Source organism: Actinomadura sp. K4S16, assembly GCF_008327685.1.
Taxonomy (GTDB): domain Bacteria; phylum Actinomycetota; class Actinomycetes; order Streptosporangiales; family Streptosporangiaceae; genus Spirillospora.
The window spans coordinates 166,438-186,583 of the sequence record NZ_BDDE01000018.1; the positions used below are offsets into that span (position 1 = coordinate 166,438).

Annotated in this window: 17 protein-coding genes; 10 read left to right on the top strand and 7 right to left on the bottom strand. The window is 74.3% G+C overall.

Annotation, left to right across the window (positions count from 1 at the left end; translation table 11 throughout):
* Window position 1 precedes the first annotated feature (1 nt).
* Together K4S16_RS28895 and K4S16_RS28900 are read left to right on the top strand one after the other, a co-directional pair.
* Window positions 2-862, top strand: a complete 861-nt coding sequence (locus K4S16_RS28895; protein ID WP_149262200.1) for a branched-chain amino acid ABC transporter permease — start codon at window positions 2-4, stop codon at window positions 860-862.
* A gap of 70 nt (window positions 863-932) precedes the next feature.
* Window positions 933-1,922, top strand: coding sequence for a branched-chain amino acid ABC transporter permease (locus tag K4S16_RS28900; RefSeq protein WP_149262201.1), 990 nt, complete (start codon window positions 933-935; stop codon window positions 1,920-1,922).
* 101 nt (window positions 1,923-2,023) lie between these two features.
* Here K4S16_RS28900 and K4S16_RS28905 read toward each other — a convergent pair whose 3' ends face one another.
* Together K4S16_RS28905 and K4S16_RS28910 are read right to left on the bottom strand one after the other, a co-directional pair.
* Window positions 2,024-3,907, bottom strand: coding sequence for a helix-turn-helix domain-containing protein (locus tag K4S16_RS28905; protein WP_235037132.1), 1,884 nt, complete (start codon window positions 3,905-3,907; stop codon window positions 2,024-2,026).
* 11 nt (window positions 3,908-3,918) lie between these two features.
* Window positions 3,919-4,707: a 3-hydroxybutyrate dehydrogenase gene (locus tag K4S16_RS28910; protein ID WP_149262203.1), complete on the bottom strand. Its 789-nt coding sequence runs from the start codon at window positions 4,705-4,707 to the stop codon at window positions 3,919-3,921.
* A 183-nt stretch (window positions 4,708-4,890) separates the two neighbouring features.
* Here K4S16_RS28910 and K4S16_RS28915 point away from each other — a divergent pair, with 183 nt between their 5' ends.
* The 6 genes from K4S16_RS28915 to K4S16_RS28940 all read left to right on the top strand — a co-directional run bounded on the left by K4S16_RS28915 (window position 4,891) and on the right by K4S16_RS28940 (window position 12,218).
* Entirely contained in the window at window positions 4,891-5,841 is a 951-nt protein-coding gene (locus K4S16_RS28915; protein WP_149262204.1) for an alpha/beta fold hydrolase, read from the top strand.
* 90 nt (window positions 5,842-5,931) lie between these two features.
* A complete protein-coding gene (locus K4S16_RS28920; RefSeq protein WP_149262205.1) occupies window positions 5,932-7,866 on the top strand; it encodes a WD40 repeat domain-containing serine/threonine protein kinase in 1,935 nt (644 codons plus the stop codon).
* Complete coding sequence (locus K4S16_RS28925) at window positions 7,866-9,665, top strand: WD40 repeat domain-containing serine/threonine protein kinase (RefSeq protein ID WP_149262206.1); 1,800 nt, start codon at window positions 7,866-7,868, stop codon at window positions 9,663-9,665. Before K4S16_RS28920 ends, K4S16_RS28925 begins: the two co-directional genes overlap by 1 nt.
* A gap of 36 nt (window positions 9,666-9,701) precedes the next feature.
* Window positions 9,702-10,409, top strand: a complete 708-nt coding sequence (locus K4S16_RS28930; RefSeq protein ID WP_149262207.1) for a YafY family protein — start codon at window positions 9,702-9,704, stop codon at window positions 10,407-10,409.
* Window positions 10,410-10,518: 109 nt separating this feature from the next.
* Entirely contained in the window at window positions 10,519-11,076 is a 558-nt protein-coding gene (locus tag K4S16_RS28935) for an RNA polymerase sigma factor (protein ID WP_160161066.1), read from the top strand.
* Complete coding sequence (locus K4S16_RS28940; protein WP_149262209.1) at window positions 11,073-12,218, top strand: hypothetical protein; 1,146 nt, start codon at window positions 11,073-11,075, stop codon at window positions 12,216-12,218. Before K4S16_RS28935 ends, K4S16_RS28940 begins: the two co-directional genes overlap by 4 nt.
* 52 nt (window positions 12,219-12,270) lie before the next feature.
* On the opposite strand, the gene K4S16_RS28945 is transcribed toward K4S16_RS28940, so the two are convergent.
* Window positions 12,271-12,537 carry a hypothetical protein gene (locus K4S16_RS28945; protein ID WP_149262210.1) on the bottom strand — a complete coding sequence of 89 codons (267 nt, stop codon included), beginning with the start codon at window positions 12,535-12,537 and terminating at the stop codon, window positions 12,271-12,273.
* Between the two features lie 22 nt (window positions 12,538-12,559).
* Window positions 12,560-13,324 carry a L,D-transpeptidase gene (locus K4S16_RS28950; protein WP_149262211.1) on the bottom strand — a complete coding sequence of 255 codons (765 nt, stop codon included), beginning with the start codon at window positions 13,322-13,324 and terminating at the stop codon, window positions 12,560-12,562.
* 93 nt (window positions 13,325-13,417) lie between these two features.
* Between K4S16_RS28950 and K4S16_RS28955 the strand changes: the two genes are divergently transcribed.
* Together K4S16_RS28955 and K4S16_RS28960 are read left to right on the top strand one after the other, a co-directional pair.
* Complete coding sequence (locus K4S16_RS28955; RefSeq protein ID WP_149262212.1) at window positions 13,418-14,107, top strand: response regulator transcription factor; 690 nt, start codon at window positions 13,418-13,420, stop codon at window positions 14,105-14,107.
* Window positions 14,097-16,325, top strand: a complete 2,229-nt coding sequence (locus K4S16_RS28960) for a cell wall metabolism sensor histidine kinase WalK (protein WP_235037133.1) — start codon at window positions 14,097-14,099, stop codon at window positions 16,323-16,325. Before K4S16_RS28955 ends, K4S16_RS28960 begins: the two co-directional genes overlap by 11 nt.
* 13 nt (window positions 16,326-16,338) lie before the next feature.
* On the opposite strand, the gene K4S16_RS28965 is transcribed toward K4S16_RS28960, so the two are convergent.
* The 3 genes from K4S16_RS28965 to K4S16_RS28975 form a co-directional block, all read right to left on the bottom strand.
* Window positions 16,339-16,968, bottom strand: a complete 630-nt coding sequence (locus K4S16_RS28965; protein ID WP_149262213.1) for a dihydrofolate reductase family protein — start codon at window positions 16,966-16,968, stop codon at window positions 16,339-16,341.
* A gap of 100 nt (window positions 16,969-17,068) precedes the next feature.
* Window positions 17,069-19,366 carry an FtsX-like permease family protein gene (locus K4S16_RS28970; protein WP_149262214.1) on the bottom strand — a complete coding sequence of 766 codons (2,298 nt, stop codon included), beginning with the start codon at window positions 19,364-19,366 and terminating at the stop codon, window positions 17,069-17,071.
* Window positions 19,363-20,037 carry an ABC transporter ATP-binding protein gene (locus tag K4S16_RS28975; RefSeq protein WP_149262215.1) on the bottom strand — a complete coding sequence of 225 codons (675 nt, stop codon included), beginning with the start codon at window positions 20,035-20,037 and terminating at the stop codon, window positions 19,363-19,365. Before K4S16_RS28975 ends, K4S16_RS28970 begins: the two co-directional genes overlap by 4 nt.
* Between the last annotated feature and the right edge of the window lie 109 nt (window positions 20,038-20,146).

The window sequence follows — 20,146 nt, forward strand, 5'->3', positions numbered from 1 at the left end:
CGTGCTGCAACAGGCGTTCAACGGGCTGGTGGGCGGGGCGTTCTACGCCCTGCTCGCCCTCGGCCTGGCCGTCATCTTCGGGATGCTGGGCGTGGTCAACTTCGCGCACGGCGCGTTCTACATGCTCGGCGCGTTCGGCTCCTTCGTGCTGCTCGACTCGTTCGGCGTGGACTTCTGGTTCGCGCTGCTGATCGTGCCCGTCGTCCTCGGGATCGCGGGCGTGCTGCTGGAGCGGCTGTTCATCCACCGGCTCGCGCCGCTGGACCCGCTCTACAACTTCCTGTTCACCTTCGGGCTCGCGCTGATCCTCCAGGACCTGGTGAAGCGCAAGTACGGGGTGCAGTCGCAGCCCTATCGGCGCCCGTCCCTGCTGGACGGGTCGATCGACCTCGGCCTGTTCACCTACCCGAAGTACCAGGTGTTCGTGCTGGCGGTGTCGGTGCTGGTGTGCGGGGTCGTGTGGGTGGTGCTGACCCGCACCCGCGTCGGCATGATCGTCCGGGCGGCGACCGAGCGGCCCGAGCTGTCGCGGGCCCTCGGCATCGACGTCGCCCGCTGGGTGACGCCGGTGTTCGGGTTCGGCATCGCGCTCGCCGCGTTCGCCGGCGTGCTCGCCGCGCCGATGCGGGCGGTCAACCCGCTGATGGGCTCCGACCTGATCATCACGGTGTTCGCGGTGGTCGTGATCGGCGGCCTCGGCTCGGTGTTCGGCTCGGTCGCCGCCGGGTTCGCGGTCGGGCTCGTCTCGGCCCTCGGCAACTACTACGTCCCGTCGCTGTCGCAGACGCTGGTGTTCATCCTGATGGCCGCCGTGCTGCTGTGGCGCCCCGCCGGCCTGTTCGGACGCGAGGAGGCCCTGTGACCGCCCGGGACCCTGTGACCGCCCGAGGCCCTGTGACCGCCCGAGATCCCGTGATTTCAGAGGAGATCCTGTGATCCTCTCCAAACTGGCCGGACGGCCGGTCCTGCTGGCCGCGGGTCTGGTCGCGGCGCTCGTCCTGCCCTGGTTCATCTATCCGCCGGTCGCCCTCGACATCGTCTGCTGGGCGCTGTTCGCGGCCGCCGTCGACCTGCTGCTCGGCTTCACCGGGCTCCTGTCGTTCGGGCACGCGGCGTTCTGGGGCGGCTCGGCGTACGCCACCGGCCTGATCGCGCTGCACTCCGGGCTGCCGTTCCCCGTGGCCGTGCTGGGCGGCGCCGCCTTCGCGGCGGCGCTCGCGGTCCCGATCGGCTTCCTGTCGGTGCGGCTGCGCGGCATCTACTTCGCGATGGTCACGCTGGCCTTCGCGCAGATGGTGTACTTCATCGCCAACCAGTGGAGGGAGGCGACCGGCGGCGAGAACGGCCTCCAGGGCATCCCCAGGGAGCTGTTCGGGCTGGACCTGTCCGACCCGTTCTTCTTCTACTACGCGGCGCTGCCGTTCGTCCTGGCCGGGCTGTTCGCCGCCTGGCGCATCGTCCGGTCGCCCTTCGGCCGGGTCCTGATGTCCATCCGCGACAACCCGAACAGGGCGCGGGCGCTCGGCTACAGCATCGACCGCTACAAGCTGCTGGCGTTCGTCCTGTCGGCGGCCCTGTCGGGCCTCGCGGGCGGGCTGTTCACCGTCGGGCACGGCTTCGCGTCCCTCCAGGGCGTCTACTGGACGACCTCGGGCCAGGCCGTGATGATGGTCGTCCTCGGCGGCATCGGCACCCTGTGGGGCGGCGCCATCGGCGCCGCGCTGATCGTGGAGCTGAACGACTACCTGGCCACCGCCGGGTTCGAGGAGACCGGGATCATCACCGGCGCGATCTTCATCGTGGTGGTCCTGCTGTTCCGCCGCGGCGTCTGGGGCACCGCCCGCGACCTGCTCGCGGCCCGCACGTCCCGGGCCCGTCCCGAGCCCGAGAACAGCGACACCAAGGTCGAAGCCTCCGTCTGACACCCGACCCGAGCGCGCGGCGCGCCGTCCCCGAGGGGGCGGCGCGCCGCTTCGGCATGCGGGCCTTCCAGCAGGTGAGGCGGTTCAGCGGGTGAGGCGGTTCAGCGGGAGAGGCGGTGCAGGCGCAGGGCGAGCTGGAGTTCGAGGGCCCGCTCGGGGGTCTGCCAGTCGTCGCCGAGGAGGCGGGCGATGCGGTCGAGGCGCTGGCTCACGGTGTTGACGTGGATGTGCATGCGCTCGGCCGTCCGCGACAGGCTGCCGCCCGTCCCGAAGTAGGCCTCCAGGGTCTGGACGAGGGCCGTGCCGCGCCGCTCGTCGTAGTCGAGTACGGGCCCGAGCGCGCTCCCGAGGAAGCCGGTCACGTCGCGGTCGTCCCCGATGAGCAGGCCGACGAAGCCCAGCTCGGACGCGCCGGCGCCGTCGCCGCGGCGCCCGAGGGCCAGCAGCGCGTCGGCGCAGCGCTGCGCCTCCCGGTGGGCGGAGGCGACCCCGCCCGGGTCGCGGACCGGGCCGGCCGCGCCGACCGTCGCGGGCCCGCCGAGGGAGGCGCCGAGCTCTTTGGCCACGCGGCGCGCGGCGTCGCCCGGCCGGTCGCCCGGCAGCAGCAGGACGATCTCCTCCGCGCGCGAGGCGGCCAGGCCGTGCTCGACGGCCGCGAAGGACGAGGCCCAGAAGGCGGCGCGGGGACGGTGCTCGCGGGAGTCGTACTTGGCGCACAGCAGCACGTGCGGGGCGCTCAGGTCGACGCCGACGCGCCGCGCCCGGGCCGTCAGCGCCTCGGCGCCGGTCCGGCGGCCGGACAGCAGGTCGTCCAGCAGCTCGCCGCGCACCCGCCCCTCGGCCTCGGTGGCGCTCCGCTGGAACAGCAGCAGCAGGGCGGTGACGAGGGCCGCGCGCTCCAGGATCCGCTGGTCGGCGTCGTCCACCTCTTCGGCGGTGCGCAGGACCAGCGTGCCGAGCATCTCGTCGCCGGTGGAGACCGAGGCGATCCACAGGTCGCCGCGCCGGACCGTCCGGCCCTGCGCGCGTGCGGAGTGCGCCGAGGCGGAGACCCCGTCCAGCTCGTCGTCGGTGAGGGGCTCCGAAGCGGCGCCGGTCGTCGCGAGCCGGCGGCCGTCGGCGTCCAGGACGTGGAGGGTGCCGCCCAGCAGCTCGGTCACGACGGCGCCGACGTCTTCCACGCCGCCGCCCCGGACCACGACGGCGGTCATCCGGTCGTGCGCGCGCGCCGCCCGCTCCACGGCCGCGCTGCGCGCCTTGACCTCCTCGTTGGCGGTGCTCAGCTCGGCCAGGGCGGTGCGGGTCTCCTCCAGGAGGCGCGCGTTGTCGATGGCGATGGCGGCGTGCGCGGCGAGCGAGCCGAGCAGCGCCACCTCCTCCTGGTCGAACGGGCGCTCGCTGCGGTTCGCGGCCGTCAGCACCCCGATGACCCGGCTGCCCAGCCGCATCGGCACGCCGAGGATCGCGACCAGGCCCTCCTCCGCGACCGCGTCGTCGATGAACCCGCGGTGCTCGAACTGCGCGTCCCCGAGGTAGTGGGCGCTGTTGTAGGGCATCGCGGTCTGCGCGACCAGGCCGACGAGCCCGGTGCCCATCGGCAGCCTCAGCTGCCGGAACGCCGCCGACACCGCCCCGTCGGTCACCCGCATGTAGGTGTCGCCGCGCTCGTCGTCGTTCAGCGTCAGGTAGGCGATGTCGGCGCTCAGCAGCCGCCGCGCCCGGCGGGTGATCGCCTCGAGCACCGAGTCGAGGTCGCGCAGCCCGGCGAGGTCGCCCGCGGTCTCGAACAGCGCGGCCAGCTCGGTCTCCCGCCGGGCGTGCCGCCGCATGATCATCCGGACCCGCAGCGCGGCCAGCTTGGCCGCCTCCAGCTCCTCCAGGACGGCGGGGGGCGCGCCCTCCGCCCGCGCTTGGACGAGGGGACCCTCGAACTCGACGGGGGAGGCCTCCCGGGCCAGCAGTTCGAGGAAGACGCCGCAGGTCATACGGCCCATTCTCAGTGCGCCGTCCAGCCGCCGTCGAGTGCCAGGGACGTGCCGGTCACCATCGAGGCGGGCGGCGAGCACAGATAGGCGACGAGTTCGGCCACCTCGTCGGGCTCGATCAGCCGCTTCACGGCGGCGTGGTCGAGCATGATCCGCTCGACGACCTCGTCCTCCGGCAGGCCGTGCGTGCGCGCCTGGTCGGCGATCTGGTTCTCCACCAGCGGGGTCCGGACGTAGGCGGGGTTGACGCAGTTGGACGTCACGCCGTGCGGGGCGCCCTCCAGCGCGATCACCTTGGACAGCCCCTCAAGGCCGTGCTTCGCCGTCACGTAGGCCGACTTGTACGGCGAGGCCCGCAGGCCGTGCACGGACGAGATGTTGACGATGCGGCCCCAGCCGCGCTCGTACATGCCGGGCAGCGCGTCCCGCACCAGCCGGAACGGCGCCTCCACCATCAGCCGCAGGATCCGCGCGAAGGTCTCCGGCGGGAAGTCCTGGACGGGCGCCACATGCTGGATCCCGGCGTTGTTGACCAGGATGTCCACACCGGCGGCCAGCCCGTCGAGCGCGTCCACGTCGGCCAGGTCGGCCAGGAGCGGGACGCCGTCGAACTCGGCCGCCGTCCGCTCCGCCGCGGCCCCGTCTATGTCGGCCACCACCACCTCGGCCCCCGCCGCCGCGAGCCGCCGGGCGCAGGCGCGCCCGATCCCGCTCGCGCCGCCGGTGACCAGGGCGCGCCTGCCCGCCAGATCCAGCGTCCCCGAAGTCCCCGCGGCAGGCCGCGGTGTCACGCTCGTCATGCGCAGAACCTATGGAGCGCGGCCCCGCGCTCCCATGTGGCCCGCGCACACAATCCACCGCCGGACGGTATGGGGCCGCCGGATTCAGCCGTTTCCCCGCCGTTTCCTCACCCGAGTCCGGGGCCCCGGTCCGGGGGGCTACCGTTGGGCCCGCACGGGCCGCCCATGCCGTGAGGGGTATGAATGCACGAGATCACGCACCGCTACGTCCGGTCGGAGAGCGGCCTGCGCATGCACGTCGCCGAGGCGGGCGAAGGGCCGCTCGTGCTCCTCCTGCACGGCTTCCCCGAGTGCTGGTACTCGTGGCGGCACCAGCTCACCGCGCTCGCCGAGGCCGGGTTCCACGCCGTCGCGCCCGACCAGCGCGGCTACGGCCGGACGGGCGGCCCCGCGGAAGCCGACCAGTACTCGATCCTGCACCTGGCCGGGGACGCGGTCGGGCTCGTCGACCGGCTCGGCGCGGACCGCGCCGTCGTCGTCGGCCACGACTGGGGCGCCCCCGTCGCCTGGGCCGTCGCGCAGATGCGCTCCGACAAGGTGCGCGGCGTGGTCGGCCTCTCGGTGCCGCACCGGCCGCGCAGCAGCAGGCCGCCCGTGGAGTCCATGCGCCGGATGTTCGGCGACGGCTTCTACATGGTCCACTTCCAGCAGCCGGACGTCCCGGAGGCCGAGCTCGACCGCGACCGGGCCGCCACGTTCCGGCGGATGCTGTACGGGGTGTCCGGCGACGGCCCGTGCCCGCCGCTGATCGCTCCGGAGGGCGGCGGCTTCCTCGACGGCCTCCCCGACCCGGAGAAGCTGCCCGCCTGGCTGACCGAGGACGACATCGCCGCCTACGTCGAGGAGTACGCGGAGAGCGGCTTCACCGGCCCCGTCAACTGGTACCGCAACCTCGACCGCAACTGGGAGCTCACCTCCGCCTGGCACCGCGCCCCCATCGGCCCGCCCGCCCTCTACATCGCGGGCGACCGCGACCTCGTCGCCGTCGGCGCCCGCGACGCCGTCGACTCGATGCGCGACTTCGTGCCGAACCTGCGCGAGACCGTCTGGCTGTCCGGATGCGGCCACTGGACGCAGCAGGAGCGCCCCGCCGAGGTCAACGAGGCCCTGATCGCCTTCCTCCGCACCCTCTAGGAGCGCGAGGACCGCCGTACCGGGAGGGACGATCACAGGGACGGCGATATCGTTCCCAAGATCACAACCGGATGAGTACGGGAGCGCTCTGTGGACGCGCTGCGCGACGGCGACCCGCGCCGGATCGGCCCGTACCGGCTGGAGGGGCGGCTCGGCTCCGGCGGGATGGGCGAGGTGTTCCTCGGCGTGTCGGCGGGCGGCCGGCGGGTCGCGGTGAAGATCGTCCGCGCCGAGCATCTGGACCGGCCGGAGTTCCGCGCGCGGTTCGCGCGTGAGATCGAGGCGGCCCGGAAGGTGGGCGGCTTCTACACCGCGCAGGTGGTGGACGCCGATCCGGGGGCGCCTGAGCCGTGGATGGCGACCGCCTACATTCCCGGCCCTTCCCTGCGGGACGTCGGCCCGCTGCCCGCCGCCGAGGTGGCCGGGCTCGGTGCCGCGCTGGCCGAGGGCCTGGCGGCGATCCACGCGAGCGGGCTGGTGCACCGGGACCTCAAGCCCGGCAATGTCATCATGTCGCCGGACGGCCCGCGCATCATCGACTTCGGCATCGCCCGAGCCGCCGACGCGAGATCGCTCACCGCCGACGGCGCCGTCCTCGGCACCTACGCCTACATGTCGCCCGAGCAGGTGCGGGGCGAGCCGTCCGGGCCGCCCACCGACGTGTTCGCGCTGGGCTGCGTTCTCGCCTTCGCCGCGACGGGGCGCAGCCCGTTCGACGCCGCGACGATCCCGGCCATCGTGCACCGCGTCCTCAACGAGCCGCCCGGGCTGGACGGGCTGGCGGAGTCGCTGCGCCCGCTCGTGACGGCCTGCCTGGCCAAGGACCCGGCCGGCCGTCCGGGCACCGATCGGATCCTCGCCCACCTCGCCGACCCGGACGCCGTCCCGCCGGCCGCCGCACGCCCGGCGGCCCGGGACGCCGACCGCACGGTGGAGCGCCGCACGATGCTGTTCACGCGGGTGGCGGATCAGGTCCGGCCCGCCATCGGGACGCCGCGCCGGACGGTGCTGGCCGGCGCGGCGGCGGCCGCCGTCGGGGTGTCGGCATTCCTGCTCGCCCGGGGCGGCGGGCGGTCTCGGGCAGCGCCGTCCGCACCGCCCGGCGACGCCATGCGGCCGCCCACCACGACGCTCACCAGGGACGGGCAGCCGATCGAGGCATTGGCGTTCGGCCCGGACGGCCGCATTCTGGTCTGCGGCGGGACGCGGGGGGAGACCCTGTACCTGTGGGAGTTTGCCGCAGGCCACGTCATCCACGAGCTGCGTGCTCCCACCGGAGTGGACGCCCTGGCGTTCAGCCCGGACGGAAAAGTACTGGCCGTTGGCCATACGAACGCCACCGTCCGCCTCTGGGACGTCGGATCGGCGGACACGCGGCCGCCCCGCCCACTGCGGACGCTCCGCGCCGAGGGCACCCGCGCCAACGCTCTCGCGTTCAGTCCGGACGGCGGGATCCTCGCCGGGCCGGACCGGCTGTGGGACGCCGCGACCGGACGCGTCCTCGGCGACCTCCCAGGTGCCGACGGTGTGAACGCCGTGGTGTTCAGCCGGGACGGCCGCCGGGTCATGGCCGGGATGAACGGCTTCCAAGGCCGCGCCGAACCGGGTTCCGTGCGGGTGTGGGACGTCCGCACCCGCAGCCCGATCGCCCACGTCGCCGATCGGGGGAAGAAGACCAGTTCGCTGGCCCTGACCCCGGACGGCCGGACCCTGGTCACCGCAGGGGGCGGGGGCACGATCCGGCTGTGGGACGCCGCTCGCGTCCGCGTCACGGGCGTCCTCGACTCCGGCCTCACCGGGGACGTCGCCCAGGTCGCCGTCAGCGCGGACGGCGGGGTGCTGGCCGCCGCCGGCACCGACCTCACGGCCCGGCTGTGGGACCTGGCGACGCGGCGGGTGACCGCCACCCTGGCCGGGACCGGCGGGCGGATCACGGGACTCGCGCTCTCCCCGGACGGCCGGACGGTGGCCGGCGGCAGCGATCGCCGCGGAGAGGCAGCCGTGAACCTGTGGAGGCTGCGCTGATGGACCCCCTGCGCGACGGCGACCCCCGCCGGATCGGCCCGTACCGGCTGGAGGGCAGGCTCGGTGCGGGCGGCATGGGGGAGGTGTTCCTCGGCGCCACCCCCGGTGGCCGCCGGGTCGCGGTCAAGGTGATCCGCGCCGAGTACGCGCAGGATGCCCGTTTCCGGGTTCGGTTCGCGCGTGAGGTCGAGGCGGCCCGGAAGGTGGGCGGTTTCTACACCGCGCAGGTGGTGGACGCCGATCCGGAGGCGGCCGAACCGTGGATGGCGACCGCCTACGTCCCCGGCCCGTCCCTGCGCGAGGCGGCGCCGCTGGACGTCCCCGCCGTCCGCGCGCTCGGTGCCGCGCTGGCCGAGGGGCTGGCGGCGATCCACGCGAGCGGGCTGGTGCACCGGGACCTCAAGCCCGGCAATGTCATCATGTCGCCGGACGGCCCGCGCATCATCGACTTCGGCATCGCCCGAGCGGCCGGCGCCACCGCGCTGACGTCCACCGGCGCGGTCGTCGGCACGTACGCGTTCATGTCGCCCGAGCAGGTCCGCGCGGACACGGCGGGCCCGGCGTCGGACGTGTTCTCCCTGGGCTGCGTCCTGGCCTTCGCCGCGACCGGGCGCGGGCCGTTCGACGCCGAGAACGTGCCGGGGATCGTCCACCGGATCGTCAGCGCCCCGCCGGACCTGACCGGCGTGCCCGCCGAGCTGCGTCCCGCGATCGTGACGTGCCTGGCCAAGGAACCGGACCGGCGGCCGGCGCCCGCCGAGGCGGCCCGGCTGCTGGCGGCGCCGCCCGGCCGGACGGGGCGCCGCACCGTCCTGGCGGGGGGAGCGGCGGCGGGCGTCGCGGCCGTCCTCGGCGTGCCCGCGCTGCTGTGGCGGCGGTCGGAAGAGGACGCCGCGCCGCTGAAGGACCCTCGGCCGGTCGTGCTCGCCGGCGGACCGGTCGCGACGTTCCGGCTCGCCTTCACTCCGGACTCGAAGACGCTGGTCTGCGCGGCGGCGGAGCAGATCTGGCGGTGGACGGTCGCGACCGGCCGCGGAACCGTGCACGAGCTGGGCGACGATGGCGCCGACCAGCTCACGGCGCTCAGCGGGGACGGGCGGCTGCTGGCGACGCTGCGCGGGAAGGGCCCGATCCGGCTCTGGGAGGCGGCCACCGGCGCCCGCCTCCGGACGGTGATGCCCGCGGGCAGGGCGTTCACCAAGGCGTTGAGCGAGGACGGCCGGGCCCTGGCCACCGTCGGAGCGAACGGCGTCGAACTCTGGGACACCGCGACCGGTCGCCGCACCGGCGTGTTCGCACCGCGCAACGATGCCACCCGGCTGACGTTCGATGCGACCGGCGACCGGATCGCCGTCAGCGGCGGCGGCGACGTCCAGGTCCACGACCTGCGGGCGGACCGGGACGTCGCGAACGCCGTCGCCGGCACCATCAACGTGCTGTTCGCCTTCGCCCCGGACGGGCGGACCGCCGCGACCGACATCTGGGACAGGACGCATCCGGACCGGGCCACATGGGCGATCCGGATCCTGGACCTGCGAGCCGGGAAGCGGATCCGGGACCTGGAAGGACACGAGGGGACCGTCCAGGCACTGGCGTTCAGCCCCGATGGCCGGGCCCTGGCCAGCGCGGCCCAGGACGGAACGATCAGGCTGTGGGACACGCGCACCGGCGACGGGTTCGCAACACTCGAATGGGAGCGGTCGGACGGGACGGCCCTGGCGTTCAGCCCGGACGGCCGGCTCCTGGCCGCCGGAGCCGGCAGCTCCGACGGGAGCGTTCGCCTCTGGCGCTTCTCGTAGCCGGGAATTGTCGGACCCGGGGCGTACGGTCGGCGCGTGAACCGCACCGACCGCTTGTACGCCCTGGTGGAGGAGTTGCGCGCGTGCGCCCCGCGGCGGGTCAGCGCGCGGGAGCTGGCCGCGCGGTACGAGGTGAGCGTCCGCACGATCGAGCGCGACATCGGCGCGCTCCAGCAGGCCGGGGTGCCGATCTTCGCGGACGTCGGCCGGGGCGGCGGCTACACCCTCGACAAGAGCCGGACGCTGCCGCCGCTGAACTTCACCCCCGCCGAGGCCGTCGCCGTCGCGATCACCCTGTCCCGGGCCGGCGGGTCCCCGTACTCCCGGGCCGCCCGCACCGCCCTGCACAAGATCGTCGCCGCTATGTCGGCGGCCGACAGCGCCTCGGCCCGCGAACTGGCCCAGCGCGTCCGCTTCCTGACCCCCGCCGACGGCGACGACCCGGCGTCCGTGCCGAGCGTCCTTGAGGAGGCCATCCGCACGCGCCAGGTGGTCCGCCTCACCTACGTCGACCGGGCGGGCACCGAGACCGAGCGCGACGTCGAGCCGGTCGCGTTCACCGCGTCCGGCGAAGGCTGGTACCTGACGGCCTGGTGCCGCATGCGAGGCGAGCGCCGCGTGTTCCGCACCGACCGCGTCCGCCGCGCCGCCCTCCTGGAGGAGACCGCCCCCGAGCGCCCCGTCGAGGCGATGCACGACGACATCCCGTCCGACTACACCTTCCGCCCCCTGGAACTCATCTGAGCGTCCGTCGCCGTGGTGCGGTCGCCGAAGGATTCCCGGCCCGTCATGTAATCCGCTGCGGCCTTCTCCGACTTCTCGGCGTACCGGTTCCGAGAAGAGAGGAGGTGGCGTGGACGAGCAAGAGGCCCGATTCACCCGCCTCTACGAGACGTACTACCGCAACGTCTTCGGCTACGTCGTGCTGCGGGCCTCCCCCCAGGCCGCCGAGGACCTGACGGGCGAGGTGTTCACCGTCGCGTGGCGGAAGATCGATGAGATCCCCGACCAGGCGCTGCCGTGGCTGCTCGGCGTGGCCAGGAACCTGGTCCGCCAGTCGCACGGCGCGGCGGGCCGGGCGCGCGGACTGGTCGACCGGCTCGCCGGCCTCACCACCGACGCCGACCTGCACGCCTGGGACGTCGCCGAGCACCTCATCGCCCGCGACCAGGCGCTGGCCGCGCTGCGCGCCCTTCCCGCCAAGGAGGCCGAAGCGGTCACCCTGACCGCCTGGCACGGGCTGGCCCCCGCGGAGGCGGCCCGGGCCGCGGGCTGCTCCCGCACCGCCTTCATCGTCCGGCTGCACCGGGGACGCCGCCGGCTGGCCAGGGCGATCGAGGCGTCCCAGGAAAGCACGACGCGAACGCACGGACGCGCCCCGCGCCCGCGAGTCATCCAGGAGAAGCAATGAAGCAGGACGATCTCGACAACCTGATCGTCGCCCTGAAGCCCGCGGCGGCCGACGAACTCGCCGACGACGCCTTCGCGCGGCGTCCCGACGTGGCGCAGGTCCGTGCGCGCGCCGCCGCCTCGGCCGAGAACCCGCGCGCGGTGCCGGCGCGGCGGCCGGTCCGGCGGCTGGCCTTCGCCGCCGGCGTGACCGCGGTGGCGGCGGCCGCGACGGCGGTGGCCGTCGGCATGCCGTCGGACGGCCCCGGCGACGGCCCCCGCTCCGGCCATGACGAGGCGATCGACACCCGCGCATTCCTGCTGGCCAGCGCGAAGACGGCCGCCAAGCAGCCCGCCGCCCACGGGACCTGCTGGTACAAGCGGACCCGCATGTGGCAGGACATCATGCCCTTCAAGCCCGGCCCAGACGTACCGACGCCCAAGGGCAAGCCCCGGGGCAGGTCCCAGAACTTCCAGGCGCGGACCGCGAGCAGCTTCGAGGACTGGGCGTGCACCCAGGCCGGCACCGGCATGCGGTTCCGTTCACACGGACCGCTGGACATCGAGCTCACCTTCCCCACGAAGAAGGACGAGGCCGCCTGGAAGGCGGCGGGCTCGCCGGCGCTGGACGTCAACGGCGGCACGACCGCCTCGAAGCCGAGCACGGTCACCTACCGCAAGCGCTCGCACCTGGTGAACCCCGTCATCGGGTCCCATGAGATCGAGTGGAAGACGCTCGCGAAGCTGCCGGCGACCGACACCGCCCTGGAGAGCTACCTGCGCCGGCTGTGGCAGCAGGACCGCCGGGGCGGCGCGCACGGCTACACCGCCCCGGCCGACTTCGGCGAGTACGTTTTCGTCAGCGCCTGGGACCTGTTCATGGCCCCCACCACCCCCGGCACCCGGGCGGCCCTCTACCGGATCCTGGCGCGCACCCCGTCCGTCCGCGTCACCGGACAGATCAAGGACCGGATGGGCAGGCTCGGCATGGCCATCACCGTCCAGGGCACCGGCGCGCGGCTCGTCGTGGACCGCACGAGCGCCCAACTCCTCGACTACGAGGAGCAGGGCGCCGCCCTTCCCGGCAAGGCGGCCGGAGGCGAGTACCTGGCCTTCGAGCGCCAGGGCTGGGTGAACGAGATCGGAGGCGTCCCCGCCCCCTGACCGGACGGCGGCGGGCCCGCACGACAAGAGACGTGCGGGCCCGCGGTCGCGGTCAGCCCGTGTAGTTCGGCATCTTGGGGATGGCCTTGCCGGGGGGCTGGGCGACCGGCGGCCGGCTGGGCGCCGGGGCGCCGGGGCGCGTGGGCGGGAGCGTGGCGCCGGGGCGCGTGGGCGGGGCCGAAACGCTGGGGCGCGGGGTCGGGGCGCTGGGGGAGGCGGACGGGCGGGGAGTGGCGGTGGCGGCCTCGGCGGCGGCCATCCCGGTGCCCGCCAGGCCGACGCCCAGCGCGACGGCCGCGACGAGTGACTTCAGGCGCATCGATGTTCCTTCCGGTGTTGTTTCATTTCTTGACGACGACAGGCGTGCCGATCGCCAGGTTCTTGGCCATCCAGGTGATGTCGTCGTTGCCGACCCGCACGCAGCCGTGGCTGACCCTGCTGCCCAGCGCCGACGCCTTGTTCGTGCCGTGGACGGCGAGCTGCCCGGGGCCGCCCGCGAACGTCTTCAGCGTCGGCGAGAAGCCGCTCAGCCCGAAGGCGTACGCGCCGTAGGCGCCGCCCGGGTTCGGCGGTTTGACCAGCTCGGTGAAGTAGTAGCGTCCGGCCGGGGTCGGGGTGCCGCCCTCGCCGGTGGCGACCTTGCCGGTGCGCAGCACCTTGTCGCCGTCGAAGACGGTGAACGTGAACGCCCTCGGGTCGATCTCCACGCGGTGGGACGTCGACGACAGCGTGACGTCGGACGCCTTGACCCAGCCGGTGCTGCCGTTGGGCCGGACCGGCAGCAGCACTTTTAGCCAGCCGCCGTCCTTGGCCTCGACGAGGAAGACGCGGGTGGCGCCCATCGCGTTGGGGCTGGCCAGCGTCTTCCAGGCCGCGCCGTCGCCCTTCTGCTTGTGCACGGCGATCTGGCGGCCGCGCACGGTCGCTATCTCGGCACGCTGCCGCCCTGACCGCTGCGGCTCGGCGGCGACCGGCCGGCCCGTGCCGGACGGGCGGGCCCCCGATCCGCCGCCGTCCGACGAGCCGCAGCCGGCAAGTCCGGCGATCAGCCCGGCAATGAGGCCGGCGGCCAGCAGGGTGCCGGTGTGGATCTTGACTTGGCGCATGCCGCGAGATGCTGGCCGAGGACTGTGAAGAACCTGTGAGGCCGATGTGATGATCCCGTGGTGCCGGCCGGGGTTTGGCTACGCTCACGAGCCATGTGCGCGAATGTCCTGGTCGCGGAGGACGACACGAAGCAGGCGGAGCTGCTGCGCCGCTATCTCCAGCGCGAGGGGCACTCGGTGGTCGTCGTCCACGACGGGCGGGCAGCGCTCGACGAGGCCCGCGCGCGCCGCCCCGACCTCGTGCTGCTCGACGTGATGATGCCGGAGGTCGACGGCCTCGACGTGTGCCGCGGGCTGCGCGCCGAGTCCGACGTCCCGGTGCTCATGCTGACCGCCCGCTCGACCGAGGACGACCTGCTGCGCGGCCTCGACCTCGGCGCCGACGACTACGTCACCAAGCCGTACAGCCCGCGCGAGCTGATGGCCCGGGTGCGCACGCTGCTGCGGCGGACCGGGCGGGGGAGCGGCGAGCCGGTGTACCGGGTCGGCGGCATCACCGTGGATCCCGAACGGCACACGGTCCTCGCGGACGGGCGCGAGGTCGAGTGCACGCCCGCCGAGTTCCGCATCCTGGAGGCGCTGGCCGCGCGGCCCGGCCGGGTCCTCACCCGGGCGCAGCTCCTGGAGCATCTGCACGGCTTCGACCGCTTCATCACCGAGCGCACGGTCGATGTGCACGTGAAGAACCTGCGCAAGAAGATCGAGCCGGAGCCCCGGCGGCCGGTCCGGCTGTGCACCGTGTACGGCGTCGGGTACAAGCTGGTCGGCGACCGTGCGCCATAGCCTGCTCGTCCGGCTGGTCGCCAGCTCGGTGCTGATCGCGGTGTGCTCGATCGTGGCGACCGCGTGGCTGGCGGCGCGCAGCACGTCCGGCGAGATCCGGCAGCGGCGGGGTCAGACGCTCGCCCGCGACGCCCGGATCAACGACGCGCTCCTCGGGTACGCGGCGAGCCACCCGCGCTGGGACGGCGTCGGGGAGACCGTGCGCGGGCTGGCCCGGCAGAGCGGCCAGCGGGTCGCGCTGGCGACCGAGGGCGGCGCCCGGATCGCGGACTCGGCGACCGGCCGTCCGCCGCTGCCGGCGCGCCCCTCGGCGGTCGTCGACCCGCTCGCCGTGGACGTCTCACTGGGGCCGGGCGCGGCCACCGACCGGATCGACGCGCGTGCGGCCGGGCCGTTCCGGCTGCCGGACGCCGAGCGGGTGCGGCTGCGCCGGGAGGTCGACGCGCAGGCGGCGTGCCTGCGCCGCGAGGGCCAGCGCGCCGCGGTCGTCGTCGGGCCGGGCGGCCGCCCGTACCTCCGCCGCGAGGGCGGCCCGGCACCGGGCCAGACCCGTCCGGGCGCACCCGTCGGCGCGCCTTCCGGATACGTCCCTTCCCCGCCGCGAGCGGGGCTCGATCGACCGTCCGGCGGCGGGGCGGTCGTCGTCGCCGTGGAGCCGCCGGGCGCGCTCCCCGGATACGTCCCTTCCCCGCCGCGAGCGGCGCTCGCGCGACCGCCCGCTGGCGGGGCGGTCGTCGTCGCCGTGGAGCCGCCGGCCGGGACCCGTCCGGGTGCACCCTCCGGATACGTCCTTTCCGCGCCGCGAGCGGAGTCTGCACGGTCGTCCGGTGGCGGAGCGGTCCGGCTGGTCGACGCGGTCGTGACGTCGCCGGGCGCGCTCTCGCCGACGCCGAAGCCCTCCTCTCCGCCGACCCGGCCGGTGGAGGAGTCGCAGCGGCCGGGGGCCACGCCCGGTGCCACGCCCGGCGTGCCGACCACCGTGCCCGGCCTGCCGAGCAGCGCGCCCGGCGGGCGGCCGGCGGACCGGTCCACCCCGGTGCCGGAGCCCTCGGCGCCGCCCGTGTCGTGCTCGCCGGACGCACCCGGTCCGACCGCCACCGAGAGGCGCGCGCTCGACCAGCTCGCCGCCCTGGTCCGGCGGTGCCGCGGAGGCCAGGTCGACGTGTGGCTGGACGAGACCGGCACGCCGGCCGCCCCGGCGTCGGCCGCCGAGTGCCTGGCCACCGCGCGCCGCACCCAGCTGAAGCCGTACGTCGCGCCGGCCGCGCTGCTCTACATCGGCTCGTCGGACGACCGTGCCCCGGCCATCGACCCGTACGGCATCGCGGGGGTCACCGCGGTGATCCTCGTCCTGGCGGTCGGGGTCAGCGTCCTCGTCGCCACCCGGCTGGCGCGGCCGGTGCGGGCGGTCACCGCGGCGGCCCGGCGGATGCGGGCCGGCGACGGCTCGGCGCGGGTCGCGGTGCGCGCCAAGGGCGAGGTCGGCGAGCTGGGCACCGCGTTCAACGAGATGTCCGAGCACCTGGACCGCCTGGAGCGGCAGCGCAAGGCGATGGTCAGCGACGTGTCGCACGAGCTGCGCACGCCGCTGAGCAACATCCGGGGCTGGCTGGAAGCCGCCCAGGACGGCGTGGCCGACCTGGGCCCGGCGCTGACCGCCTCGCTGGTCGAGGAGGCCACGCTGCTGCAGCACATCGTCGACGACCTCCAGCAGCTCGCGCTCGCCGACGTGGGCAAGCTGCGGCTGCACCCCGAGCCGGTCGACGTGGCCGACCTGGTCGAGCAGATCGCGACCGTCTACCGGGCCGCGGCCGAGGCCGCCGAGCTGGTGCTGACCGCCGAGGTGACCGGCCGGCCGCACCTGGAGGCCGACCCGGTGCGGCTGCGGCAGGCGGTCGGCAACCTGCTCGCCAACGCGGTCCGCTACACCCCGGCGGGCGGGCGGGTGAGCCTGCGCGCGCACGCCGACGGCGACGACGTCCTGATCGAGGTCGCCGACACCGGGCCGGGCATCGCGCCCGAGCACCTGCCGCACGTCTTCGACCGGTTCTGGAGGGCCGAGAAGTCGCGCAGCCGCCAGACCGGCGGCAGCGGACTGGGCCTGGCCATCGTGCGGCAGCTGGCCGAGGCGCACGGCGGATCCGCGTCGGTGCGCAGCGAACCGGGCCGAGGCGCGACGTTCGTCCTGCGACTGCCGGGCTCACCGGACCGCGCCTAGGCGCCGGGCGGCTTCAGCCGTTCTGGTCGGATGCGGTCATGTCGCCCGTCTCGGGGGTGCCTTCGACGAGGCCGTAGCGCAGGTACACGGTGCCGTTCGGGCTGGCCGCCGGCGGTTCGAGGAGCGTGACGTTCGTGGGCACCTCGCCGCCGTCGAACACCTTCTTCCCGACGCCGAGCACGATCGGGTGGATCCAGAGGTCGAGGCGGTCGAAGAGCTTCTCGTGCAGGAGCGTCTGCACGAGGTTCAGGCTCCCGACGACCTTGACGTGCTCGTGCCGGTCGCGGATCTCGCGGACCGCCCCGGCCAGGTCCGGGCCGAGCTGGGTGGACCCCTCCCACGACAGGTCGGGCCTGCCGCGGGAGGCCACGTACTTCGGAATGCTGTTGAACAGCTTGGCGATCTCGTCGCCCTCGCCGTCCTGGTGCGGCCAGTAGGCGGCGAAGATGTCGTACGTCCGCCGGCCGAGCAGGAGGGCGTCCGTGCCCTCGTACGCGGCGAGGATCTGGCCCCCGGTGACGTCGTTCATCAGCGGCGCCTGCCAGCCGCCGAACGGGAACCCCAGCGGGTCCTCCTCGGGGCCGCCGGGCGCCTGCCCGACGAGGTCGAGGGTCGCGAACATCTCAATATGGATGAGGCCCATGGCTGCTCCCGATGGGTTGCTTTTCTCGGTCATGAGGTAGACCCGCGGGCGCCGCCCGACTCATCGCCGCCCCGGTATCCGGCTTCGTACCCCGCCGGGGTCACTCCGAGTGCAGGACCGCCGCCGTCTTGATCCGGGACGCCCGGCCCGCCGGGATCAGGGCGCCGAGCAGGGCGATCACGACGCCCGCGAGGACGGACAGCAGCATCAGCGGCCAGGGGAAGATCTCCATGAGTCCGTAGGGGAGGACGAGGCGGCCGATGTCGGCCATGGCCGGCATCACCACATGGTGGGCGGCGAGGCCCAGCGGCAGTCCGATGAGTCCGCCGACCAGGCCGAGCACGGCCATCGAGGCGAGCACGACCGTCAGGACCTGCCTCGGGGTCGCGCCCAACGATTTCAGGACGCCGAAGTCGCGCGCCCGGTCCTGGGTGTTGAGGATCACCGTGTTGAACACCCCGAGCCCGGCGACCGTGGTCAGCCCCAGGGTCAGCAGGGTGAGGAGCCCGAAGAAGATCACCTGGCCGGCCTCGATGCCCTCGGAGGCGGGCTCGGCGAAAATCCCGTCCGTCCTGAGCGCGGCGGCGTAGTCCTCCGGGGAGGTGCCGGGGGTGAGGGTGACCTCCAGACGGGAGGTCACCAAGCGGGTGCGCGGGCCGGACGGCTCCGGGGAGTCCGCCGGCTTCTCTCGGTCGAGGAGCGAGGTGAGGGACGCCCAGTCCGTGAGGACGGTGTCGCCGCCGTCCACGAGCGCCGTCCCGACGATCCGCAGGGCGGCCTTCCTGCCGTCCACGGTCACGACCACGGTGTCACCGATCTTCTTGCCGCCGTTCTTCAGGAACGGGTCGCCCACGACGGCCTCGCCCGGCCCGCCGAGCCAGCGGCCGTGCACCATCCGGTAGCCGTGCCGGTCGGTGATGTCCCCTTCGTAGGCCTTCACCTGCACCGGCCGGTCGAACCCCGGCACGTGGGCCTGCTCGAACCGCGTGACGGCGACCTTGGCGGTGCCGGGCCGGCCGGCCAGCGAGACCGGCTTGCCGTCGTCGAGGGGGACGATGACCTGGACGGTGTCGGTGAGTTCCGAGTCGGCGAGGTAGGCGGTAAGGGACCGGTTGAGGCCGGCGGCGAACGTCACCGCCGCCACCCCGAACGCGACGGCGGTGACGGTCATCGCGGTGCGGCCCGGCCGGGCGAACGGCAGGCCCAGGCCCAGGCTGACGGGGCGCGGCAGCCGCGTCCGGGCCAGCGCCCGCTGCACCCGCAGGGCCCGGCCCCGGCTCGTCGCGGCGCCCGCGCTGACCGCGACCGCCGTCGGGATCCGGCCCGCCCGGACGGCCGGCACCAGTGCGGTGACGACGGCGACGGCGAGCACGCCGGTGAAGGCCAGGACGTCCACCCAGGCCGAGACGCCGCTGGCGGTCGGCAGGTCGAACGAATCACCGAGCGTGGTGGAGAGCATCCCGGCCAGGACGTTGCCGATCACGATCCCGGCCAGGCTGCCCAGCACTCCCGGCACCGCGGTCATCACCACATAGACGCAGGTGACCTGGGCGGGGGTGAATCCGAGGGACTTGAGGACGCCGATGTGCCGGAATCCCGACACGACCGCGCCGCTGATCACGTTGCCGATGATGAGCACCGAGACGATCAGCCCGGCGATCCCGAACGCGACGAGGAACGGGATGATGGTCGTCCCGGCCTCGGTGGCCTGGCGGCGGGAGACGAGGTAGCTCTGGCTCGCTGTCGCGGGCAGGCCGGCGGTGACCGTGCCGGCCGGGGCGGACGGGTCGGCGAGCCGGTAGAGCATCTGCAGGCCGTCCGGGGCGGTCAGCTGCCCGGGCGCCACCCACGCCTGCGCGGACCGGGTGATCGACCTGCCGATTCCGACGATGGTGAAGCTCCGCCCGTTGCTGAAGGTCACCTTCCGCCCGATCGGGTCGAACGGGAACCGCGCGTAGTCGGTGCCCAGCACGATCTCGCCGGGAGCGGTGGCCCAGCGGCCCTTCCGGAGGGCCAGCCGGTCGACCGGGTCGTCGTCGCGGACGCTCCGCTCGACGACCGTGAGGGGGCCGGGCGGAAGCAGCTCGGGCCCGTCCTCGCGCGTCTCGGGGACGTTCACGACCTGCGAGCGGAACGGGCCGCCCGCCGCCGTCACGCCCGGCCGGGACGCCGACGCCGCGACCTGAGCAGCCGTCGCCTTCGCGGGGTCGTAGGAGACCGTCAGATGGGCGCCGTGCTGCCGCGCGAACGCCTTGTCGTACGGACCGTCCACGGTGGCGAGCAGGCCCAGCGCGAGCACGACCGTCCCGGTCGACACCAGCAGCACCAGCGTGATGATGGTCGTCTGCAGCCTGCGCCGCCGCACCGCGAACCGCGCGGCCTGCCACACGGCCCTCACCGGGTCACCTCGGCGGCCACGCGGCCGTCCTCGAACGCCACGACCCGGTCGGCGACCCGGGTGGCGAGCCGCTCGTCGTGGGTGACGATGAGGAGGGTCTGGCCGATCTGGTTGAGGTCCAGCAGCAGGTCCATGACCTGCTCCCCGGCCCGCGAGTCGAGCGCGCCGGTCGGCTCGTCGGCCAGCAGCAGGGCGGGCCGGTTCATCAGCGCGCGGGCGACGCCGACCCGCTGCCGCTCCCCGCCCGACAGCACCACCGGGTAGGCGTTGCGGCGGTCGGCGATGCCCAGCTCGTCGAGCAGCTCCAGCGCGCGGCTCTGCGCCTGCTTGCGCGAGGTGCCGAGCAGCTGGGCCGCCAGCATCACGTTCTCCAGCACCGGCAGGTCGTCGAGCAGGTTGAAGAACTGGAAGACCATGCCGATGCGACGGCGCCGGTACCGGGCCAGCTCGGCCTCGCCCATCGCCGTGATGTCCTCGCCGCGCACCACCACGGTGCCCGAGGTGGGCCGGTCCAGGCCGGCGATCATGTTGAGGAGGGTCGACTTGCCCGACCCCGACGGGCCCATCACCGCGACGGCCTGACCGGCCTGGATGTCGAGGGTCACCCCCGCGAGCGCGGCGGTCTCGCCGTACTCCTTGCGTACGTCCATCAGCTGGACCATCGGTTCCATGGCGGTGACGGTACGAGCCCCGCCCCCGCACGCGCGTCGGGTCCTGGATGTAAGTCCGGGGCCGGGTCAACCGAGGGATGTACGGCCGTGAACCGCCAGAATGATGCGC

Bases quoted from the DNA above. Each gene is read 5' to 3' on its own strand.
- K4S16_RS28905 (WP_235037132.1), bottom strand. From the start codon at position 3,907: ATGACCTGCGGCGTCTTCCTCGAACTGCTGGCCCGGGAGGCCTCCCCC.
- K4S16_RS28945 (WP_149262210.1), bottom strand. From the start codon at position 12,537: ATGCGCCTGAAGTCACTCGTCGCGGCCGTCGCGCTGGGCGTCGGCCTG.
- K4S16_RS28975 (WP_149262215.1), bottom strand. From the start codon at position 20,037: ATGGAACCGATGGTCCAGCTGATGGACGTACGCAAGGAGTACGGCGAG.
- K4S16_RS28940 (WP_149262209.1), top strand. From the start codon at position 11,073: ATGAAGCAGGACGATCTCGACAACCTGATCGTCGCCCTGAAGCCCGCG.
- K4S16_RS28950 (WP_149262211.1), bottom strand. From the start codon at position 13,324: ATGCGCCAAGTCAAGATCCACACCGGCACCCTGCTGGCCGCCGGCCTC.
- K4S16_RS28955 (WP_149262212.1), top strand. From the start codon at position 13,418: ATGTGCGCGAATGTCCTGGTCGCGGAGGACGACACGAAGCAGGCGGAG.
- K4S16_RS28925 (WP_149262206.1), top strand. From the start codon at position 7,866: ATGGACCCCCTGCGCGACGGCGACCCCCGCCGGATCGGCCCGTACCGG.
- K4S16_RS28910 (WP_149262203.1), bottom strand. From the start codon at position 4,707: ATGACGAGCGTGACACCGCGGCCTGCCGCGGGGACTTCGGGGACGCTG.
- K4S16_RS28965 (WP_149262213.1), bottom strand. From the start codon at position 16,968: ATGGGCCTCATCCATATTGAGATGTTCGCGACCCTCGACCTCGTCGGG.
- K4S16_RS28915 (WP_149262204.1), top strand. From the start codon at position 4,891: ATGCACGAGATCACGCACCGCTACGTCCGGTCGGAGAGCGGCCTGCGC.